This is a genomic window from Pseudomonas sp. LFS044 (genome assembly GCF_047978245.1).
Lineage (GTDB): Bacteria > Pseudomonadota > Gammaproteobacteria > Pseudomonadales > Pseudomonadaceae > Aquipseudomonas.
Genome location: NZ_JBFPFX010000036.1, coordinates 16909 through 35855, shown reverse-complemented (window position 1 = coordinate 35855; position 18947 = coordinate 16909). Strand labels below are relative to the sequence as shown.

Below are 18947 nucleotides of genomic sequence, written 5' to 3'. Positions count from 1 at the left end.
TTGGTCGCGGGCAAAGCGGCATGTGACCACGCTGTGGCTTATTGCTGGCAGGGATGAAAGGCACGGTCTTTACTCCCAGAGATCGGCCTTATGCCGATTCCCCCTAGGAGAAGCTACAAAATGAGCATAGTACGCACAGCGTTACCCCTGGTACTGCTCACCAGTGTGTTGACTGGTTGTGCAGGTTTGCAAAAAACCGACTGGCCGAAGTGTGCTGCCGTCGGGGGTGTGGGCGGTGCCGCGTTGGGCGCCATCGAAAGTTCCAGTTGGGCCGGTTGGGGCGCGTTGCTTGGCGGTGGCCTGGCTGCGGGCTATTGCTGGGCGCATGGCGACGGTGATGAAGATGGCGATGGCGTGCCGGACAGCCGTGACAAGTGCCCGGGTACGCCACGTGGCGTGCAGGTCGATGCCAATGGTTGCCCGCCTGAGCCGGCGCCGGCGCCAGTGGTCGAGGAAGTGGTGGTACAGAAGGAAGAAGTCATCGTCATCCGTGACGTGCACTTCGAATTCGACTCGGCACGGCTGACGGCAGCCGACAAGGAACGCCTGAACACCATCGCCACGCGCCTCAAACAGGAAGCACCGAGCGCCCGCCTGAGCGTTACGGGCCACACCGACAGCGTTGGCTCCGACAGCTATAACCAGAAACTGTCCGAGCGCCGTGCCCACTCGGTAACCGATTACCTGGTCCAGAGCGGTGTGCCGCGCGCCAGCTTCGTATCGGTGGTCGGCGCCGGTGAAACCCAGCCGGTGGCAGACAACGCCACAGCCGATGGGCGTTCGATGAACCGTCGCACCGAGATCAAGATCCAGCGCTGACGGCTTGCGCCCGCACCTTGAGAAGTGGCGCGGGCGCGTCTTTACTCCTGTAGGCCGGTTGCGGCCAACGACACAGGAGCATTCATCATGAGTGTCATGTCAAAGGCGGCGCTGCCGTTGCTGGTGGTTTCCAGCCTGCTTGCAGGCTGCGCCACCCACAGTGACGGCAGTGCGCCCCTCAATCAAAGGACTTGGCCCATCTGCAGCCTGCTGGGCGGCCTGGCGGGCGGTGGCCTGGGCGCCATCGAAAGCTCGAGCTGGGCTGCTGGAGGCGGCGCCCTGGGTGCGATCGCCGGGGGGTTGATCTGCTACGCCCAGGACGGTGACGAAGATGATGATGGCGTCTTCGACCGCCGAGACCGCTGCCCCGATACGCCAGCCGGCACAGCCGTCAACCACATGGGTTGCCCGCTGCCACAGTACCCGCCCAGCCAGCCTGCACCCGAGCCTCAGCCCGAAGTGATCTCCCTCGACGATCAGGGCCAGGTGATGTTCGCCTTCAATTCTGCCGACCTGACGACGGGCAGCCAGCAACGGCTGCAAAGCCTGCTGCCGAGGCTGAACGAGTTAGGGGTGTCGCGCATCAAGGTGGTAGGCCACACCGACAACGTCGGCTCGGCCAGTTACAACCAGGCACTCTCCGAGCGGCGTGCCGCCAGTGTCGCCGAATACCTGATCAGCCAGGGCCTGGCACCGCAGAAGGTCACCAGCGAAGGCCGGGGTGCAAGCGAGCCGGTAGCGGAAAACGACACCGAAGAGGGCCGCGCGCATAACCGGCGGGTAGACCTGCACCTCAATTGACGACGCAACAGGAGTGGCTGATGAAGTTCATTCTGGGCCTGGGCAAGTGCTTGACCATCGCTTTCTGGGGCGTGGTGCTGTTCAACCAGCTGATGCCGCAGCCGCTGCCCTTCAACCTGCTGATCAATGCGGCGGGCATTGCGCTGCTGGGGCTGCACGTGCTTGAAGTGCTGTTTTTCAACGGCAGTTTGCGTGGGCGCAGCCACCGTTGGTTTGACCGCCTGCAGATCCTGCTGACGGGGATATTCCATGTCATGTCCATACCGCGGCAGCCTGAGCTGTCGCGGCGCTGACACCGGTGTGGCCAGCCTAGAGCGGTAAGCGCAAGCTGGCCACTGCCACCACCGCCAAGCCCAGCAGGAGGTTGACGCCGACCATGCGCCGGATCCGCCCCAGCGCGGCAGCGCCTGCCGGCCAGTCCTCGGCCTGCACCGCTGCCTTGAGTTCTGGCAGCAACAGCGCCTGGATGCGCATGAACAGCGCGAACATCGCGATGCCGCCTCCCATCATCACCTGCACATAGCGGGGGGCGGTCTCGAAGCCACTGAATCGCATGTGCAACATGCCGATACCACTTATCGCCAAGATCGCCACCGCCAGCCAGACCCAGACGAAGAAGCGTCGGAAAACTTCCACCCACAGCCGCAGCCGGGCAGGCCCTTCAAGGGCCGCAACCGTTGCCGGGCGCAGCACCAGCCAGGCGAAGAACATGCCACCCACCCAGACCAGGGCGGCAAGAACATGCAGTGTGTAGGGCAGGGCAAAGGCAAGCATCCGGATCTCCATGCGGCACAAAGGGCAATAGCGGGGTATGATAGCCGCCCCATGCGAAACACTGAAAATATATCCAGCCCTTCGGGCGCCTGCAGACCATGATCAGCAACGAACTCAAAGCCACCATCCAGGGCGCCTACTCGCGTTTTCTCGAAGCCAAGAGCCTCAAGCCGCGCTATGGCCAGCGCCTGATGATCGCCGAAGTGGCCAAAGTGCTCGGCGACATCGCCTGCGACGATGAAGGCCGCCGCGCCGGCGAGCCTGCCGTGGTGGCCGTGGAGGCGGGTACCGGTACCGGCAAGACGGTCGCCTACAGCCTGGCCGCGATCCCGGCTGCCAAGGCTGCCGGCAAGCGCCTGGTGATCGCCACCGCCACCGTGGCGCTGCAGGAGCAGATCGTCTTCAAGGACCTGCCCGACCTCATGCGCAACAGCGGCCTGAACTTCAGCTTCGCCCTGGCCAAGGGGCGCGGCCGCTACCTGTGTCTGTCCAAGCTCGACGTCCTGCTGCAGGAGGGCCACGCACAATCGGCCACTGCCCAGCTGTTCGAGGAAGAGGGCTTCCACATCGAGGTCGACGAACGCAGCCAGAAGCTGTTCAACAGCATGATCGAGAAGCTCGCCGGCAACCGTTGGGACGGCGACCGTGACAGCTGGTCAGAAACCCTTGAAGACCAGGACTGGGCGCGCCTGACCACCGACCACAGCCAATGCACCGGCCGGCACTGCCCGAACTTCCAGCAGTGCGTGTTCTACAAGGCCCGTGAAGGCATGGGCAAGGTCGATGTCATCGTCACCAACCACGACATGGTCCTGGCTGACCTTGCACTGGGCGGCGGTGCAGTGCTGCCCGACCCGCGCGACACCATGTACGTGTTCGACGAAGGCCACCACCTGCCAGACAAGGCCATCGGCCACTTCGCCCACTATTCACGCCTGCGCTCTACTGCCGACTGGCTGGAGCAGACTGCCAAGAACCTGACCAAGCTGCTGGCCCAGCATCCGTTGCCGGGTGACCTTGGCAAGCTGATCGAGCAGGTGCCGGAGCTGGCGCGGGAAATCCGCACCCAGCAACAGTTCATGTTCACCTTGTGCGAACAAGTCGCCGACTTCCGCCCCAGCGAAGACGTCGAAGGCCGGGAGCGCCCGCGCTACCGCTTCGAGGGCGGCGTGGTGCCCGAGCAGATCCGCGAAGTCGGCATCGAGCTGAAAAAGGGGTTTTCTCGCCTCAACGACCTGTTTACCCGCCTGGCCGACCTGCTCAAGGAAGGTATGGACGGTGAGGTCAACATCGGTATCGCCAGCCATCAGGCCGAAGAGTGGTACCCCTTGTTCGGCAGCCTGGTGACCCGTGCTCAGGGTAACTGGGAGCTGTGGACCGCCTTTACTGCCGAAGACCCGGAAGACAGCCCGCCCATGGCCCGCTGGCTGACCCTGGCTGAAAGCGGTGCGCTGTTCGATATCGAGGTCAACGCCAGCCCGATTCTGGCAGCCGAGATGCTGCGCCGTAGCCTGTGGAGCGTTGCCCATGGCGCGCTGGTGACGTCGGCAACGCTCACCGCGCTGGGCAAGTTCGACCGTTTCCGCATGCGTTCGGGCCTGCCCCGCGACGCGGTAACCTGTGTGGTTCCCAGCCCGTTCGTGCATGGTGATGCCGGCCTGCTGCGCGTCCCCGACCTCAAGGCCGACCCGCGTGATGCGGCGGCGCATACTGCGGCGATCATCCGCGAGCTGCCGAACATCGTCGAGGACGCCCGCGGTGCGCTGGTGCTGTTTTCCTCGCGCAAGCAGATGCAGGAAGTGTTCGACGGCCTGGACCGTGACTGGCGCAAGCTGGTACTGATCCAGGGCAACCTGTCCAAGCAGGAAACCCTGAACAAGCACAAGGCGCGGGTCGACGATGGCCAGCACAGCGTGCTGTTCGGCCTGGCCAGTTTCGCCGAGGGTGTCGACCTGCCGGGCGCCTACTGCGAACACGTGGTGATCGCCAAGATCCCCTTCTCTGTGCCGGACGACCCGGTCGAGGCGGCCCTGGCCGAGTGGATCGAAGCCCGTGGCGGTAACCCGTTCATGGAAATTGCCGTGCCCGATGCCTCGTTGAAACTGATTCAGGCCTGCGGTCGCCTGCTGCGTACCGAGCAGGACCGTGGTGTCATCACCTTGCTTGATCGGCGTCTGGTCACCCAGCGCTACGGCAAGGCTATTCTCAATGCGCTGCCGCCCTTCCGGCGGGAGATTTCCTGACGGCCGGAGCACGAAGCGCCGGCCCGTTGTCCATCACTCTGTCGCGGGCTCATGAGGGCCTGGAAGGAGAGCCTGAACCCTATGATCCGCCGCACCTTGCCCGCTGTTCTCACTCTGTTGCTGAGCACACCCTTGCTGGCTGGGCAGCAGACGCTGTTCAGCTTCGTGCGCCCTGCCTCGGTCGTCAATGTGGCCACCGAGGGCACCGGCATGCCGCAGTACAACGCAGAACAGACCACCGAAGGTGAGGTGTTGCGGCGGGTGGTGTTCAACCCGGTCGAGCGACCGACCTTGCGCCTGAGCCCACAGAGCGGTGGCTGGGACTGGTCCGCCGGGCAGTTCCTGACCTTGCGCCTGCAAAGTGCCATGGACTGGGCGCTGACCGTGGATGTCACGGTGCAGAGCAGTGACGGCCGCACCCTGACCAGCCGCATCGACCTGCCGGCGGGGCCTGCACAGACGGTGATGGTGCCGCTCAAGGCCAGCTCGCCGCTGAGCCAGGGGATGCGCGCCGGCCCTCCGATGCCTTGGGTTCATGAAGGCCAGCGCGTGCTCTTGAGCAACAGCGCCGGGGAGGTCGACCTCAAGCAGGTGGCTTCGATCAGCCTGAGCATTCCCAGCCCCAAGGTGGCGCAGAACCTGCTCATCGAAAAGGTAGGCATTCAGGATGACAACCTCGCCTACCAGGCGGCCTATCAGCAATTGATCGACGGCTACGGCCAGTTCAGCCGTGGCCGCTGGCCCGAGAAGATCGTCAACGACGAGCAGCTCAAGGCCGCCGATAGCCGCGAGCAGCAACAGCTCAAGGCCTGGCTGGCCGAACGCGGCAAGCAGCCGCTGGACAGCTACGGTGGCCTGCTGGCAGGCCCGGCGTTCGAGGCCAAAGGCTTTTTCCGCACCGAGAAACGCGACGGCCGCTGGTACCTGGTAACCCCGGACGGCCATCCGTTCTACTCGCTGGGCGTGAATGCCGTGGCCGCCGATGGTGGGCGCACCTATGTCGCCGGCCGCGAGGGCATGTTCAGCAAGCTGCCGGGTGAAGGTGACGCACTGACGGCATTCTACGGCGAAGGCAATAACGACGACGGCAATGCTTCGTCGCAAGGGCGCAGCTTCAAGAAAGGCCGTTGGTTCGACTTCTACGCTGCGAACATTCAGCGCACCTATGGCAAGCCGTGCCCTGCTGCCGTCGAAGGCCAGCCTGCACCTCAGTGCCCGCCGCTGGTGCTGGATGCCGCCCGCTGGCAGGCGCACACGCTGGACCGTCTGCAGGCGTGGGGTTTCAACACCTTGGGTAACTGGAGCGATCCCGGCCTGGCCGAGGCCAAGCGCATGCCGTACACGCTGCCACTGTCGATCGTGGGTGACTACGCCAGCATCAGCACGGGCATGGATTGGTGGGGCCGCATGCCCGACCCGTTCGACCCGCGTTTCGCCATGGCCACCGAGCGCGCCGTAGCCATCGCTGCCCGCGATCACCGTGATGACCCTTGGCTGATGGGTTATTTCGCCGACAACGAACTGGCCTGGAGCGCACCGGGCAGCGACCCCAAGGCCCGTTACGGCCTGGCCTATGGCACCCTTCGCCTGACCACCGATGTGCCGGCCAAGCGCGCCTTCCTCAAGCAGTTGCGTGACAAGTACCGTAACCAGGAGGGGCTGTCCAAGGCTTGGGGCATCGACTTGCAGGCGTGGGAGCTGATGGAAGACCCAGGCTTCGAGGCGCCGTTGCCCAACCCCGAGCACCCGGAGATCGAGCGTGATTACCAGTATTTCCAGCAGGTGTTCGCCGAGACCTACTTCAAGACCATTGCCGACTCGCTGAAATGGCATGCGCCCAACCACCTGCTGCTGGGCGGTCGCTTTGCCGTGAGCACGCCAGAAGCGGTCAAGGCCTGCGCTGAGTTCTGCGATGTGCTGAGTTTCAACTTCTATACCCTCAAGCCTGAAGACGGCTACGACTTCACCCGCCTGGCCGAGCTGGACAAGCCGGTGCTGGTGTCCGAGTTCCAGTTCGGCTCCCGTGACAGCGGGCCGTTCTGGCCAGGCCCGGTGGAGGTGGCACGGGAAGAAGATCGTGGGCCGGCCTACGGTAACTTCCTCAAGGCTGCATTGGCGCAGCCCATGATCGTTGGGGCGCACTGGTTCCAGTACCTCGATCAACCGGCCAGCGGGCGCTTGCTCGACGGCGAAAACGGGCATCTGGGCTTGGTGGCGATCACCGATGTGGCGTACCCGGGGTTTGTCGAAGCGGTACGCAAGAGCAACCAGCAGGCCGTTGGTCAGTTGAGTGGTTTGTTGCACAAAGGGTCGTCTACCCCGGGCTCTGCGACCCGTGAGGCGCCCTGAAAAAGGTGCCTTTCTTCATCTCCAGACGGCCTCGCCCAGTAGGCAAAACCGCCAACTACTGAAACAATGCACGCCATTTTCGGCAAGGTCGTACGGAGAACAGCGGGTGCAGATCCAGGGTCACTATGAGCTGAAGTTCGAGGCGGTGCGCGAAGCGTTCGCGGCATTGTTCGATGATCCCCAGGAGCGTGGCGCAGCGCTGTGCATCCAGGTGGGTGGCGAGACCGTGATCGACCTGTGGGCGGGCAGTGCCGACAAGGACGGCCAGCAGGCCTGGCACAGCGATACCATCGCCAACCTGTTCTCCTGCACCAAGACGTTCACCGCAGTCACCGCGCTGCAGCTGGTGGGCGAGGGCAAGCTGGCCCTGGACGCGCCGGTGGCGCGCTACTGGCCCGAGTTTGCCCAGGCAGGCAAAGAGGCCGTCACCCTGCGCCAGCTGCTTAGCCACCGCGCCGGTTTGCCGGCCATCCGCGAGCTGTTGCCTGCAGAGGCCCTGTATGACTGGCAAACCATGGTCGATGCCCTGGCTGCCGAGACGCCGTGGTGGGCGCCGGGCACCGAGCACGGCTACGCCGCCATCACCTATGGCTGGCTCATCGGTGAGCTGATCCGTCGCGCCGATGGCCGTGGCCCGGGCGAGTCGATCGTTGCGCGCACGGCACGGCCACTGGGGCTGGACTTCCATGTCGGCCTGGCTGACCAAGAATTCGATCGCGTGGCGCATATCGCACGCGGCAAGGGCAATGCTGGCGATGCCGCTGCCCAGCGCCTGCTGCAGGTGACCATGCGTGAGCCAGAGGCGCTGTCGACCCGTGCGTTCACCAACCCACCGGCGATTCTCACCAGCACCAACAAGCCCGAATGGCGGCGCATGCAGCAGCCGGCGGCCAACGGCCATGGCAACGCCCGCAGCCTGGCGGGTTTCTACGCCGGCTTGCTCGACGGCAGCCTGCTCGAATCCGAACTGCTCGACGAGCTGACGCGTGAGCACAGCCTTGGCCAGGACCGTACCCTGCTGACCCAGACCCGCTTCGGCCTGGGTTGCATGCTTGACCAGCCCACCGTGGCCAACGCCACCTTTGGCCTTGGCGCTCGCGCCTTCGGGCATCCCGGGGCGGGTGGCTCGGTCGGTTTCGCCGACCCCGAGCACGACGTCGCCTTCGGTTTCGTGGTCAATACCCTCGGCCCTTACGTGCTCATGGACCCAAGAGCCCAGCAACTGGTGCGGGTGCTTGGCACTTGCCTTTGATCGGGTAATGCGGGTATTGCGCGACCCCTTTGACTATCCTCAATGCCAACGCCTCACATGTGTTGGCAAAATTCCTTTCTATTTCATGGTGTATCGCTGATGTCTTCACATAAAACCTTAGCTCTGGCCCTGTGCCTGACCGCCGTGACCGGCTGCGCCAGCCATTCTCAGGACGCTTCGAAGGGTGCCAGCAGCAGTTGGTGGCCGTTCGGTTCGGACAAGGTTGCCGAGCAGGAAGTGAAGCAGGCCGTCACCGAGAAAGTCGCCAAGGCCGACGCCAAATCCGAGAGCGCCAGCCGCTGGTGGTGGCCATTCGGTGGTGACGACAAGCAGGCCAAGGGCCCGGTCGTACCGAAAATCGACGAAAAGGCCACCCAGGCCTGGCTGGACCAGTACGAGCCCAAACTGCGCGAGGCGATCAAGGACAGCAAGCTTGAGCTCGAGCGCCGTGAGAACGTCCTGGTGGTCACCATTCCAGCCGACAGTTCCTACAACCCGGACCGTCCGAACATGCTGCTGCCGATGACCCTCGGCCCGATCACCCGCGTGGCCAAGGCCGTCGAGGGCGATACCAAGACGGCCGTGCTGGTACTGGGCCACGCCGACACCAGCGGTGCAGCCGCTGTCAACCAGAAGCTCAGCCTGGAGCGCGCCGCCTCGGTGTCGGCGATCTTCCGCTTGAGCGGCCTGCAGCGTGACCGCCTGTCGCTCAAGGGCATGGGCTCGGAAATGCCACGCGCCGCCAACGACAGCGCCGAAGGCCGTTCCCTGAACCGCCGGGTGGAAATGCTGCTGACGCCGCAGAACACCATGCTGGCATTGATGGCCAAATACCAGAAGGCCGCTCCGGCACCGACCCCGGCTTCGATGGTCGCTGTCCAGGATGCCAAGGCGCCTGCTGCCAAGGCCGCCGAGAGCAAGCCAGCCGCCAAGGCCGCCGCCAAACCCGCTGCGAAAAAACCAGCCGCCAAGGCCAAGGCGCCGGCCAAGACTGCTGCGAAGAAAAAGGCCGCGCCGGCCAAGCCTGCCGCCAAGAAAGCTACGGCTGACAAGAAAGTAGCTGTCAACACCCCTGCGAAGACCAACTGATCGTCAAGGAAACGCAGCCATGACCCAATCCCTGGCCGATATGCGCCGCGACTACACCCGTGATGGCCTGGCGGAAGCCCAGGCTCCGGGCGAGCCGTTCGCGCTGTTTCACCAGTGGTTCGCCGATGCGGTAAAGACCGAGCAGCCCCCAGTGGAAGCCAATGCCATGACCATCGCCACGGTTGATGGTGAAGGCCGTCCGCATTGCCGCGTGTTGCTGCTCAAGGGGCTCGATGAGCGAGGCTTCACCTTTTTCACCAACTACAACAGCGCCAAAGGGCAGCAATTGCAAGCCAACCCTTTCGCTGCCATGACCTTCTTCTGGCCGGCGCTGGAGCGCCAGGTGCGGATCGAGGGGCGGGTAGAGAAGGTCACGGCCAAGGAGTCGGATGACTATTACCAGGTGCGGCCGCTGGGTAGCCGCCTGGGCGCCTGGGCCTCCCCGCAGAGCCGGGTGATTGCCGGGCGCGAAGAACTGGAAGGTCTGGTGAAAGCCACCGAGGCTCGGTTCTCCGACACCCAGCCACATTGCCCGGAGCATTGGGGCGGCTATCGTCTGCTGCCCGAGCGCATCGAGTTCTGGCAAGGGCGGGCAAGCCGCCTGCACGACCGCCTGAATTATCGATTGGTCGAGGGGCAGTGGCTGCGCGAGCGTCTGGCCCCCTGAAATGCAAGGGGCTGCGCTGCGGCCCCATCCCCGCCTCAACACCGATGCAGTAATCCCCGACTATCCTCTGTCAAAGTCTTCAAGCCTGGCTCGAAGACTGTACCGTAGCTGAACGGAAATAATTTTATTGCTCCGATGCCGTGACAGCCGTCGAGGTGCAGCGTCTAATGGACACCTGACTTATGGAGACTTTACCCATGCGTAAATCCGCTTTGCTGGTGGCGACCTTCACCACCATGTCGTTGTTGCTGGGCGGCTGTGCCTCCAGCCTCACCGGCGACAGCTACTCCCGTGATGAAGCCCGTCGCGTGCAGACCGTACGCATGGGGACTATCGAATCGCTGCGCCCAGTCAAGATCGAAGGCACCAAGACGCCGATTGGCGGTGGTGCAGGCGCAATCGTCGGTGGTGTGGCCGGCAGCGCCGTCGGTGGCGGCCGCGGCAGTATCGTTGCGGCCGTGATCGGCGCCGTGGCCGGTGGCCTGGCAGGTTCCGCTGCTGAGGAAGGCATTACCCGCACCCAAGGTGTGGAGATCACCGTGCGTGAGGACGATGGCAGCATGCGCGCTTATGTGCAGGCCGTGCAGGAGAACGAAATCTTCCGCGTGGGTGAGCGCGTGCGCATCATGACCGTTGACGGTACCAGCCGCGTTTCTCACTGATAGCTGAATAAACAAAACCCCGAACCGGTCTCGCCAGTTCGGGGTTTCGTGTGTCTGTACCGGCGCTACAGGCTTAAAGCCCGAGCATATCCCGCGCGACCGCCTCGGCAATGCGAATGCCATCGACGCCGGCCGAGAGAATGCCACCGGCATACCCGGCGCCTTCGCCGGCCGGGAACAGCCCTTTGACATTCAGGCTCTGGTAATCGGCACCGCGGGTAATGCGCAGCGGCGAAGAGGTGCGTGTCTCGATCCCGGTCAGCACTGCATCATGCAGGTTGTAACCTTTGATCTGCCGATCGAACGCTGGCAGTGCCTCGCGGATGGCTTCGATGGCGAAGTCCGGCAGGCTCGGCGCCAGGTCGCCCAGCGTAACCCCGGGCTTGTACGAAGGCTCGACGCTACCGAGGGCGGTGGAAGGCTTGCCGGCAACGAAATCGCCGACCAGTTGCGCCGGTGCCTGGTAGTTGCTGCCCCCCATCACATAGGCATGTGCCTCCAGGCGTTCCTGCAGCTCGATGCCCGCCAGCGGGCCGCCCGGGTAGTCACGCTCAGGGTCGATGCCGACCACGATGCCGGAGTTGGCATTGCGCTCGTTACGCGAATACTGGCTCATGCCATTGGTGACGACGCGGCCGGGTTCACTGGTGGCGGCCACCACAGTACCGCCGGGGCACATGCAGAAGCTGTACACCGAGCGGCCGTTCTTGGCGTGGTACACCAGCTTGTAGTCGGCGGCGCCGAGCTTCGGGTGGCCTGCATACTTGCCTAGCCGCGCCTTGTCGATCAGCGTTTGCGGGTGCTCGATACGGAAGCCCACGGAGAACGGCTTGGCTTCCATGTACACGCCCTTGGCGTGAAGCATGCGGAAGGTATCGCGGGCGCTGTGGCCCAGGGCCAGCACCACATGGCGCGACTGCAGTTGCTCGCCGCTTTCCAGAACCACACCGCTCAGTTGGCCATCGGCCAGCAGCAGGTCGGTGACCTTCTGCTCGAAGCGCACTTCACCGCCCAGAGCGATGATGTCCTGGCGCATCTGCTCGACCATGCCGGTCAGGCGGAAGGTGCCGATGTGCGGTTTGTTGATGTACAGGATCTCGTCCGGCGCACCGGCTTTGACGAACTCTTCCAGCACCTTGCGGCCGTGGTGCAGCGGGTCCTTGATCTGGCTGTACAGCTTGCCATCGGAGAACGTCCCGGCGCCGCCTTCGCCGAACTGCACGTTGGACTCGGGGTTGAGCACACTCTTGCGCCACAGGCCCCAGGTGTCCTTGGTCCGCTGGCGCACTTCCTTGCCACGCTCGAGGATGATCGGCTTGAAGCCCATCTGTGCCAGCAGCAGGCCTGCGAAGATGCCGCATGGGCCGAAGCCGACCACGATCGGGCGCGCCTGCAGGTCGGCCGGCGCTTGCCCGACGTACTTGTAGGTGACATCCGGGGCGACACTGATGTTGTGATCGTCAGCGAACTTGCTCAGCAGCTCGGCTTCGTTGCTGGCTTCGAGGTCGATGGTGTAGATGAACAGCAGTTCGCTGTTCTTCTTGCGCGCATCGTAGCTGCGCTTGAACAGATTGAAGCTGAGCAGTTGCTCGTCGCTGATGCCCAGGCGCTGAACGATCGCTTCGCGCAGTGCTTCGTCGGGATGGTCCAGGGGCAGCTTCAGTTCGGTGATTCGTAGCATGGCAGGGTCCAGTATCCCGGCCATGGGCGGCCGGCGGCTTTACACAAACCGCCAAGTATAAGCTGTTCGCCGCCCTGACTGGCAGGATAAAAATGCCCGGCGATCAGTTGTCGCGTGCGCCGCCGTAATAACCGCAGCCCTTCAAGGTCTGGCCATCGATGCGCAGTTCGGCGCGCAGGTGGCGCACGGCACCGCTGGCACCATCGACGCAGCGCTGCGGAGCGACCCACAGCTCCACATGCTGGCCGTTGGCCTCGCTGCTCAAGGTCAGGCCACCGCCAGGCACTTCCTCTTCAAGGAAAGGCAGTGGCAACGGCTCTTTGCCCACGCGATTGAGGACCATGCCCTTGCCACTGGCCTTGATGTCCCACTCCGGCTCATGGCCACCGGCGCGCAGGGTCAACTGTTTGAAGTTAGGGTCTTCGCAGGCGCGGGTAGAGGGTTCCAGGCGGTACAGGCGGCTTACGTCCAGCTGGCCGTCGTTGTTGGCCTGCTTGCTGCCGGTGAGGCGCCCGCGCACGTCGGCGAACAGTTTGTCGCCGGCGTCGTCGGCCAGGTTGGCGGCTTCCTGCAGAATCCCGGTGCCGGCAACGTCCCTGATCACGAAGCGCCGGGGTTCGTTGCAGGGTTTGAACAGCAACTGGCCGCCACCTGCACTCAGTTCGCCCTGCATGCGCGTGGTGCCGATGTTCGGGTCGCTTGGCTTGTCTGCCAGCATTTGGCAGCCGGCGAACAGGGGCAGCAGGGCAGTGAGCAGCAGTGAAGGGCTGAGGCGCATGGGGCGGGCTCCGGGAATCTTGCAAAAGAGCTGGCCACGGTACTCAGGCTGGGTGGGGATCACAAGTCTTCGATTGCCTTATGGGCCTCTTCGCGGGCAAGCCCGCTCCTGCAGGGATCGAGCAAGTGGTGAAAACGGTGCCGTGTCACGGGCAGAAAAAAGGGCCCGAAGGCCCTTTCACGAGTGGCGATGATCAACCACCCAGGTAGGCGTCACGCACTTTCGGATCAGTCAGCAGTGCCTCACCAGTACCTTGCATCACCACCCGACCGTTCTCCAGCACATAGGCCCGGTCAGCGACTTTCAGCGCCTGGTTGGCGTTCTGCTCCACCAGGAACACCGTCACGCCATCGCGGCGCAGCTGTTCGATGATGTCGAAAATCTGCTGGATGATGATCGGTGCCAGGCCCAGCGACGGCTCGTCGAGCAATAGCAGCTTGGGCTTGCTCATCAGCGCCCGGCCGATGGCGAGCATCTGCTGTTCGCCGCCAGACATGGTGCCACCGCGCTGGATGTAACGCTCCTTCAGCCGCGGGAACAGCTGCAAGACCTTGTCCAGTTGCTCCTGATAGTCACCCTTGTTGGTGAAGAAGCCGCCCATGGCGAGGTTTTCCTCGACGGTCAGGCGGGCAAACACGCGGCGGCCTTCGGGGACCACGGCGATGCTCTTGCGCATGATGTGCGAGGACGGCTGGCCGACCAGCTCTTCACCCAGGTACTTGATGCTGCCGCTGTGCGCCTGCGGCGAGCCGCACAGGGTCATCAGCAAGGTCGACTTGCCGGCCCCGTTGGCGCCGATCAGGGTGACGATCTCGCCCTGGTTGATCTCGACGTTGACGCTGTGCAGCGCCTGGATCTTGCCGTAGAACGTGGAAACGTTTTCGAACTTCAGCATTTACGCTTCCCCCAGGTAGGCTTTGATCACGTCAGGGTTGTCGCGAATTTCCTCCGGCGTGCCGTTGGCCAGGGGCGTGCCCTGGTTGATGACGACGATGTGGTCGGAAATGCTCATCACCAGCTTCATGTCATGCTCGATCAGCAGCACGGTGACGTTGTGCGACTCGCGCAGGTAGGCGATCAGTGCCTTGAGGTCCTCGGTTTCCTTCGGGTTCAGGCCGGCTGCCGGTTCGTCGAGCATGATGATCCGTGGCTGGGTCATCATGCAGCGGGCGATTTCCAGGCGGCGTTGCTGGCCGTAGGCGAGGGTGCCGGCGGTGCGGTTGGCGAATTCGGTCAGGTTGACCTTTTCCAGCCAGTACTGGGCGCGCTCCATGGCCTCCTTCTCGCTGCGGCGGAAGCTCGGGGTCTTGAACAGGCCGGCGAAGAAGTTGGTGTTGAGGTGGCGGTGCTGGGCGATCAGCAGGTTCTCCAGCGCGGTCATCTCTTTGAACAGGCGCACGTTCTGGAAGGTCCGCACCACGCCCTTGCGGGCGATCTGGTGGCCGGCCAGGCCCTGGATAGGCTGGCCGTCGAGCAGGATGGTGCCACCGCTGGGCTTGTAGAAGCCGGTCAGGCAGTTGAATACGGTGGTCTTGCCGGCGCCGTTCGGGCCGATCAGCGCCACCACTTGCTTTTCCTTGACGGTCAGGGCCACGCCGTTGACCGCCAACAAGCCGCCGAAGCGCATGCTCAGGCCGCTGACTTGCAGAATTTCACGGCTCATCGATGCAGCTCCATGTGTGGACGTTGCATAGGCAGCAAGCCTTGCGGACGCCAGATCATCATCAACACCATCAGCGCACCGAACATCAGCATCCGGTATTCGCTGAACTCACGCATCAGCTCGGGCAGCAGGATCATCACGATGGCCGCGAGAATCACGCCCAGTTGTGAGCCCATGCCGCCCAGCACGACGATGGCGAGGATGATCGCCGACTCGATGAAGGTAAACGACTCCGGAGTGACCAGGCCCTGGCGCGCGGCGAAGAAGCTGCCGGCGAAACCGGCGAAGCAGGCACCGAGGGTGAAGGCCGAGAGCTTGATGATGGTTGGGTTCAGGCCCAGCGCACGGCAGGCGATCTCGTCTTCACGCAGCGCTTCCCAGGCACGGCCGATGGGCATGCGCAGCAGGCGGTTGATGACGAACAGCGCCAGCAGGGCCAGCAGCAGGGCCACCAGGTAAAGGAAGATGACCTTGTTGATCGAGTTGTATTGCAGCCCGAAGAACTCGTGGAAGGTCTGCATCCCCTCGGCTGCACGGCGCTCGAAGGTCAGGCCGAAGAACTCCGGCTTGGGGATGTTGCTGATGCCGTTGGGGCCGCCGGTCCAGTCGGTGAGGTTGCGCAGGAACAGGCGGATGATCTCACCGAAACCGAGGGTCACGATCGCCAGGTAGTCACCGCGCAGGCGAAGCACCGGGAAGCCAAGCAGGAAGCCGAAGGTGGCGGCCATCAGCCCGGCGATTGGTAGGCAGACCCAGAAGCTCCAGCCCAGGTAGTGCGAGAGCATCGCATAGCTGTACGCGCCCACGGCATAGAAGCCTACGTAACCCAGGTCGAGCAAGCCGGCAAGGCCTACCACGATGTTCAGGCCCAGGCCCAGCAGCACGTAGATCAGGATCAGTGTGGCGATGTCGACCGCACCGCGCGAGCCGAAGAACGGCCACACCAGGGCTGCGACGATCAAACCGATGATCACGTAGCGCTGGGTCCTGGGCAGGGTCAGGTAGTTGCTTACCGCCGGCGGGATCAGCTTGCGGTCCGAGCGGCGGCTCATCACCGAGCTCCACTGCTTGTCGAACAGCACGCGCAGGAACATCAGCACCGAGCACACGGCGATGATGCTGATGGTGAACGAGCCCTGGCTGTGCACCGCCAGGCTGATGCCGTCGATGCTCAGTTTCAGGCCCAGTACCGGGAAGGCCACGGCCCAGACCAGCAAGGCGCTGAAGAACGCCTGTTTGAGATTTCTGTTCATACTTTTTCAACCTCCGGGCGGCCCAGAATGCCGGTCGGCCGGAACAGCAGGACAAGAACCAACAGACCGAATGCCACCACGTCCTTGTACTGGTCGCCGAAGATGTCGGCGCCAAAGGCTTCGGCCACGCCCAGCACCAGCCCGCCGAGCATGGCGCCCGGAATGCTGCCGATGCCACCCAGTACCGCCGCGGTAAAGGCCTTCAGGCCCACCAGGAAACCGGCGTTGGGGTTGATCACGCCGTACTGCATGCTCAGCAGCACGGCCGCCACGGCCGCCAGCGCGGCACCGATGACGAAGGTCAGGGCGATGATGTTGTTGGTGTTGATGCCCAGCAGGTTGGCCATCTTGATGTCTTCGGCGCAGGCACGGCAGGCGCGCCCGAGGCGGGATCGGGAGATGAACAGGGTGAGCAGGGTCATGGCTACCAGGGTGACCACGAACACCAGAACCTGCATGTAGGAAATCAGGACTTCTTCAGCCCCGCCCGGCCCGAAGGAGAAGCTCCCGGGGATCAGGTTGGGGATGGATTTGTCCTTGGAGTCTTGCGAAAGCAACACGGTGTTCTGCAGGAAAATCGACATGCCGATGGCGGAGATCAGCGGGATCAGGCGGTTGCTGTTGCGCAGGGGGCGGTAGGCAACCCGTTCGATGCTGTAGCCATAGGCACTGGTGACGAAGATCGTCGCGACGAAGGCAACGGTCATCAGGATCGGCAGCGAATGGATACCCATCATGGCCAGGCCCGCCAGGGCGATGAAGGCCACGTAGGAACCGATCATGTACACCTCGCCGTGGGCGAAGTTGATCATGCCAATGATGCCGTACACCATCGTGTAGCCGATGGCGATCAAGGCATAGGTGCTGCCGATGGTCAATCCATTAACCAGTTGTTGGAAGAAATGGTAGATCTCAGGCATTACAGCGCTCCTAAAAACCTGATTTGCATTTCGCTGGCGGGGGTAGGCCAGGAAACCGCGGGTGACGGTTTTAAGATTTTCAGGTGGACTGGCCCCCGGATCGCGGGAATCAGGTCCATGAACCTCATAAAACAAAGCCCACTGCTCGCACAGTGGGCTCGTAGGTCAGCTATTTAGTCACGCAGTTACTGAGGGGAGACTTCGGTCTTCGGCTTGCCGAAGTGCCATTCGTAGACCACGAACTTGAAGTCTTTCAGGTCGCCTTTGGCGTCGTACGACAGCTCGCCGGTCGGAGTCTTGAAGGAACCGGCGTGGATGGCTTCTGCCACCTTCTCGGCGTCTTCGGACTTGGCCGCTTTGATGCCTTCGGCGATCAGTTGGACAGCCGAGTAGGCCGGGAACACGAACGGGCCGCTCGGGTCTTTGCCGTCAGCCTTGATGGCGTCGACGATGGCCTTGTTTTCAGGATCGGCGTCGAACGACTTCGGCAGGGTGACCAGCAGGCCTTCGGAGGCGTTCTGGGCGATCTGCGAGATCGAGTCGTTGCCTACGCCCTCTGGGCCCATGAACTTGGCTTTCAGGCCTTTTTCCTGAGCCTGGCGCAGGATCAGGCCCAGCTCTGGGTGGTAGCCGCCGTAGTAGACGAAGTCGACGTTGTTCTGCTTGAGCTTCTGGATGATCGAGGAGAAGTCCTTGTCACCGGCGTTCAGGCCTTCAAACACGGCAACCTTGGTGCCTTTGCTTTCGAGGGTCTGCTTGACCGCGGTGGCGATGCCTTCACCGTACTGCTGCTTGTCGTGCAGGACGGCAACGACCTTCGGCTTGACGTGGTCGGCGATGTAGTTGCCGGCCGCTGGGCCCTGGGCGCTGTCCAGGCCGATGGTACGGAAGATCATTTTGTAGCCACGCGCGGTGATTTCCGGGCTGGTGGCGGCGGGGGTGATCATGATCACGCCTTCGTCTTCGTAGATGTCGGACGCAGGCTGGGTAGAGCTGGAGCACAGGTGGCCAATGACGAACTTGACACCGTCGTTGACCACTTTGTTGGCGACTGCCACGGCCTGTTTAGGGTCGCACGCGTCGTCGTATTCCTTGGCTTCAAGCATTTTGCCATCGACGCCGCCCTTGGCGTTGATGTCCTTGATGGCCTGTTTGGCGCCGATGAACTGCATGTCGCCGTACTGGGTCACAGGGCCCGTCTTCGGACCGGCGATGCCGATCTTGATGGTATCGGCGGCAAACGAATGGCTGGCTACCCCTGCCAGAACCATTGCGGCGAACAGCTTGGAAATCTTGATCATAGTGCTCCACTCATTCTGTTGTAATTCTTATAGTCCTGGCGGCCAGGGCTACAGACCGGGCGGGATTTGCGGTATGGCCACGCCACACTGCATGCCCACCTTCCCCCGGAACATGTCCCGGAACTGTACCGGTACAGTGTAGAGCGCTGTTCGAGCGCTTGAAAAGCGGGCGAAAAGTGCCTATCTCCAGGGTTGTCGCATGATCGACACAAAGATACAGAATAGCGCCATCAATTTGCCTGCATCTTCGGCCCCACCCCACAAGTTATGGGCCAATCGACCAAATTACGTATTTGAAACCGGGTTTTTCTGCAAAAATGCCGGCCTTTTTATTGGCCGATTTTTACGGGTAAAAACCCATGACTGATCAAACAAGCACCCTCTATGCCAAATTGCTCGGCGAGACGGCAATTATCGAGTGGAAGGCTTTGGAGCGTTTCTGGGCCAAGGGTGACCTGATTTGGGTCGACCCCAGCCTGGACCTGATCGCCGTTGCCGAAGCAATGGCCGAGAATCGCGGCGAGATCTTCGCTAAATGGCGTAGTGATGGCACCGTCGGGCCGGTCACGGCCGAGCAGGCACTCGACCTGCAAACCCGCGATCCAGAGATCTGGGCAGTGGTGGTTTCACCGTTCATCGTGATTCAGCTGAAGGGCTTGAAAGAGGACTGATTGCTTTTAGTGCGCGAAAATGCG

At 63.0% G+C, this 18947-nt stretch carries 18 protein-coding genes; 10 read left to right on the top strand and 8 right to left on the bottom strand.

Annotated elements, in window-relative coordinates; genetic code table 11:
• The first annotated feature begins 120 nt into the window (after nucleotides 1-120).
• The 3 genes from ACNQPL_RS23880 to ACNQPL_RS23870 all read left to right on the top strand — a co-directional run bounded on the left by ACNQPL_RS23880 (nucleotide 121) and on the right by ACNQPL_RS23870 (nucleotide 1913).
• Nucleotides 121-819: an OmpA family protein gene (locus ACNQPL_RS23880; protein WP_346616051.1), complete on the top strand. Its 699-nt coding sequence runs from the start codon at nucleotides 121-123 to the stop codon at nucleotides 817-819.
• An 87-nt stretch (nucleotides 820-906) separates the two neighbouring features.
• On the top strand, nucleotides 907-1620 hold the full coding sequence (locus ACNQPL_RS23875) for an OmpA family protein (protein ID WP_346616050.1): 714 nt from the start codon (nucleotides 907-909) through the stop codon (nucleotides 1618-1620).
• A 20-nt stretch (nucleotides 1621-1640) separates the two neighbouring features.
• Complete coding sequence (locus tag ACNQPL_RS23870; protein WP_346616049.1) at nucleotides 1641-1913, top strand: DUF1145 domain-containing protein; 273 nt, start codon at nucleotides 1641-1643, stop codon at nucleotides 1911-1913.
• Between the two features lie 16 nt (nucleotides 1914-1929).
• Here the strand turns inward: ACNQPL_RS23870 and ACNQPL_RS23865 are convergent, their stop codons facing one another.
• On the bottom strand, nucleotides 1930-2394 hold the full coding sequence (locus tag ACNQPL_RS23865; RefSeq protein WP_346616048.1) for a CopD family protein: 465 nt from the start codon (nucleotides 2392-2394) through the stop codon (nucleotides 1930-1932).
• A 98-nt stretch (nucleotides 2395-2492) separates the two neighbouring features.
• Here ACNQPL_RS23865 and dinG point away from each other — a divergent pair, with 98 nt between their 5' ends.
• The 6 genes from dinG (at nucleotide 2493) to ACNQPL_RS23835 (ending at nucleotide 10656) form a co-directional block, all read left to right on the top strand.
• Nucleotides 2493-4637 (top strand): ATP-dependent DNA helicase DinG, encoded by a 2145-nt coding sequence (dinG, locus tag ACNQPL_RS23860; RefSeq protein WP_346616047.1) that lies wholly within the window; start codon nucleotides 2493-2495, stop codon nucleotides 4635-4637.
• 81 nt (nucleotides 4638-4718) lie between these two features.
• Complete coding sequence (locus ACNQPL_RS23855) at nucleotides 4719-6986, top strand: beta-galactosidase (RefSeq protein ID WP_416468071.1); 2268 nt, start codon at nucleotides 4719-4721, stop codon at nucleotides 6984-6986.
• 106 nt (nucleotides 6987-7092) lie between these two features.
• Nucleotides 7093-8238: a serine hydrolase domain-containing protein gene (locus tag ACNQPL_RS23850; protein WP_416468070.1), complete on the top strand. Its 1146-nt coding sequence runs from the start codon at nucleotides 7093-7095 to the stop codon at nucleotides 8236-8238.
• Between the two features lie 99 nt (nucleotides 8239-8337).
• Nucleotides 8338-9327, top strand: coding sequence for an OmpA family protein (locus tag ACNQPL_RS23845; protein WP_416468069.1), 990 nt, complete (start codon nucleotides 8338-8340; stop codon nucleotides 9325-9327).
• A gap of 19 nt (nucleotides 9328-9346) precedes the next feature.
• Nucleotides 9347-9994, top strand: coding sequence for a pyridoxamine 5'-phosphate oxidase (gene pdxH, locus ACNQPL_RS23840; RefSeq protein ID WP_416468068.1), 648 nt, complete (start codon nucleotides 9347-9349; stop codon nucleotides 9992-9994).
• Between the two features lie 197 nt (nucleotides 9995-10191).
• Entirely contained in the window at nucleotides 10192-10656 is a 465-nt protein-coding gene (locus ACNQPL_RS23835) for a glycine zipper 2TM domain-containing protein (RefSeq protein ID WP_033702633.1), read from the top strand.
• Between the two features lie 73 nt (nucleotides 10657-10729).
• Here ACNQPL_RS23835 and ACNQPL_RS23830 read toward each other — a convergent pair whose 3' ends face one another.
• From ACNQPL_RS23830 to ACNQPL_RS23800, 7 genes are all read right to left on the bottom strand, one after another.
• A complete protein-coding gene (locus ACNQPL_RS23830; RefSeq protein WP_346616042.1) occupies nucleotides 10730-12337 on the bottom strand; it encodes an NAD(P)/FAD-dependent oxidoreductase in 1608 nt (535 codons plus the stop codon).
• A gap of 103 nt (nucleotides 12338-12440) precedes the next feature.
• Nucleotides 12441-13115, bottom strand: coding sequence for a COG3650 family protein (locus ACNQPL_RS23825; RefSeq protein ID WP_416468067.1), 675 nt, complete (start codon nucleotides 13113-13115; stop codon nucleotides 12441-12443).
• Nucleotides 13116-13308: 193 nt separating this feature from the next.
• A complete protein-coding gene (locus tag ACNQPL_RS23820; protein WP_016498257.1) occupies nucleotides 13309-14010 on the bottom strand; it encodes an ABC transporter ATP-binding protein in 702 nt (233 codons plus the stop codon).
• On the bottom strand, nucleotides 14011-14778 hold the full coding sequence (gene livG, locus ACNQPL_RS23815) for a high-affinity branched-chain amino acid ABC transporter ATP-binding protein LivG (protein ID WP_019473322.1): 768 nt from the start codon (nucleotides 14776-14778) through the stop codon (nucleotides 14011-14013).
• Complete coding sequence (locus ACNQPL_RS23810; protein ID WP_346616040.1) at nucleotides 14775-16031, bottom strand: high-affinity branched-chain amino acid ABC transporter permease LivM; 1257 nt, start codon at nucleotides 16029-16031, stop codon at nucleotides 14775-14777. Before ACNQPL_RS23810 ends, livG begins: the two co-directional genes overlap by 4 nt.
• The gene (gene livH / locus ACNQPL_RS23805; RefSeq protein WP_003254876.1) at nucleotides 16028-16951 is read right to left on the bottom strand and encodes a high-affinity branched-chain amino acid ABC transporter permease LivH; all 924 of its coding nucleotides are present in this window, start codon (nucleotides 16949-16951) and stop codon (nucleotides 16028-16030) included. The genes ACNQPL_RS23810 and livH overlap by 4 nt, the downstream gene beginning before the upstream one ends.
• Before the next feature lie 185 nt (nucleotides 16952-17136).
• Nucleotides 17137-18252, bottom strand: coding sequence for a branched-chain amino acid ABC transporter substrate-binding protein (locus ACNQPL_RS23800; protein WP_132846872.1), 1116 nt, complete (start codon nucleotides 18250-18252; stop codon nucleotides 17137-17139).
• A gap of 359 nt (nucleotides 18253-18611) precedes the next feature.
• On the opposite strand from ACNQPL_RS23800, the gene ACNQPL_RS23795 reads away from it, so the two are divergent.
• The gene (locus tag ACNQPL_RS23795; RefSeq protein WP_416468066.1) at nucleotides 18612-18923 is read left to right on the top strand and encodes a DUF2288 domain-containing protein; all 312 of its coding nucleotides are present in this window, start codon (nucleotides 18612-18614) and stop codon (nucleotides 18921-18923) included.
• The last annotated feature ends 24 nt before the right edge of the window (nucleotides 18924-18947 follow it).

Bases quoted from the DNA above. Each gene is read 5' to 3' on its own strand.
- pdxH (WP_416468068.1), top strand. From the start codon at position 9,347: ATGACCCAATCCCTGGCCGATATGCGCCGCGACTACACCCGTGATGGC.
- ACNQPL_RS23810 (WP_346616040.1), bottom strand. From the start codon at position 16,031: ATGAACAGAAATCTCAAACAGGCGTTCTTCAGCGCCTTGCTGGTCTGG.
- ACNQPL_RS23800 (WP_132846872.1), bottom strand. From the start codon at position 18,252: ATGATCAAGATTTCCAAGCTGTTCGCCGCAATGGTTCTGGCAGGGGTA.
- ACNQPL_RS23830 (WP_346616042.1), bottom strand. From the start codon at position 12,337: ATGCTACGAATCACCGAACTGAAGCTGCCCCTGGACCATCCCGACGAA.
- ACNQPL_RS23870 (WP_346616049.1), top strand. From the start codon at position 1,641: ATGAAGTTCATTCTGGGCCTGGGCAAGTGCTTGACCATCGCTTTCTGG.
- ACNQPL_RS23835 (WP_033702633.1), top strand. From the start codon at position 10,192: ATGCGTAAATCCGCTTTGCTGGTGGCGACCTTCACCACCATGTCGTTG.
- ACNQPL_RS23825 (WP_416468067.1), bottom strand. From the start codon at position 13,115: ATGCGCCTCAGCCCTTCACTGCTGCTCACTGCCCTGCTGCCCCTGTTC.
- ACNQPL_RS23875 (WP_346616050.1), top strand. From the start codon at position 907: ATGAGTGTCATGTCAAAGGCGGCGCTGCCGTTGCTGGTGGTTTCCAGC.
- ACNQPL_RS23795 (WP_416468066.1), top strand. From the start codon at position 18,612: ATGACTGATCAAACAAGCACCCTCTATGCCAAATTGCTCGGCGAGACG.
- ACNQPL_RS23845 (WP_416468069.1), top strand. From the start codon at position 8,338: ATGTCTTCACATAAAACCTTAGCTCTGGCCCTGTGCCTGACCGCCGTG.
- ACNQPL_RS23820 (WP_016498257.1), bottom strand. From the start codon at position 14,010: ATGCTGAAGTTCGAAAACGTTTCCACGTTCTACGGCAAGATCCAGGCG.
- ACNQPL_RS23880 (WP_346616051.1), top strand. From the start codon at position 121: ATGAGCATAGTACGCACAGCGTTACCCCTGGTACTGCTCACCAGTGTG.
- ACNQPL_RS23855 (WP_416468071.1), top strand. From the start codon at position 4,719: ATGATCCGCCGCACCTTGCCCGCTGTTCTCACTCTGTTGCTGAGCACA.
- ACNQPL_RS23865 (WP_346616048.1), bottom strand. From the start codon at position 2,394: ATGCTTGCCTTTGCCCTGCCCTACACACTGCATGTTCTTGCCGCCCTG.
- livG (WP_019473322.1), bottom strand. From the start codon at position 14,778: ATGAGCCGTGAAATTCTGCAAGTCAGCGGCCTGAGCATGCGCTTCGGC.
- livH (WP_003254876.1), bottom strand. From the start codon at position 16,951: ATGCCTGAGATCTACCATTTCTTCCAACAACTGGTTAATGGATTGACC.
- dinG (WP_346616047.1), top strand. From the start codon at position 2,493: ATGATCAGCAACGAACTCAAAGCCACCATCCAGGGCGCCTACTCGCGT.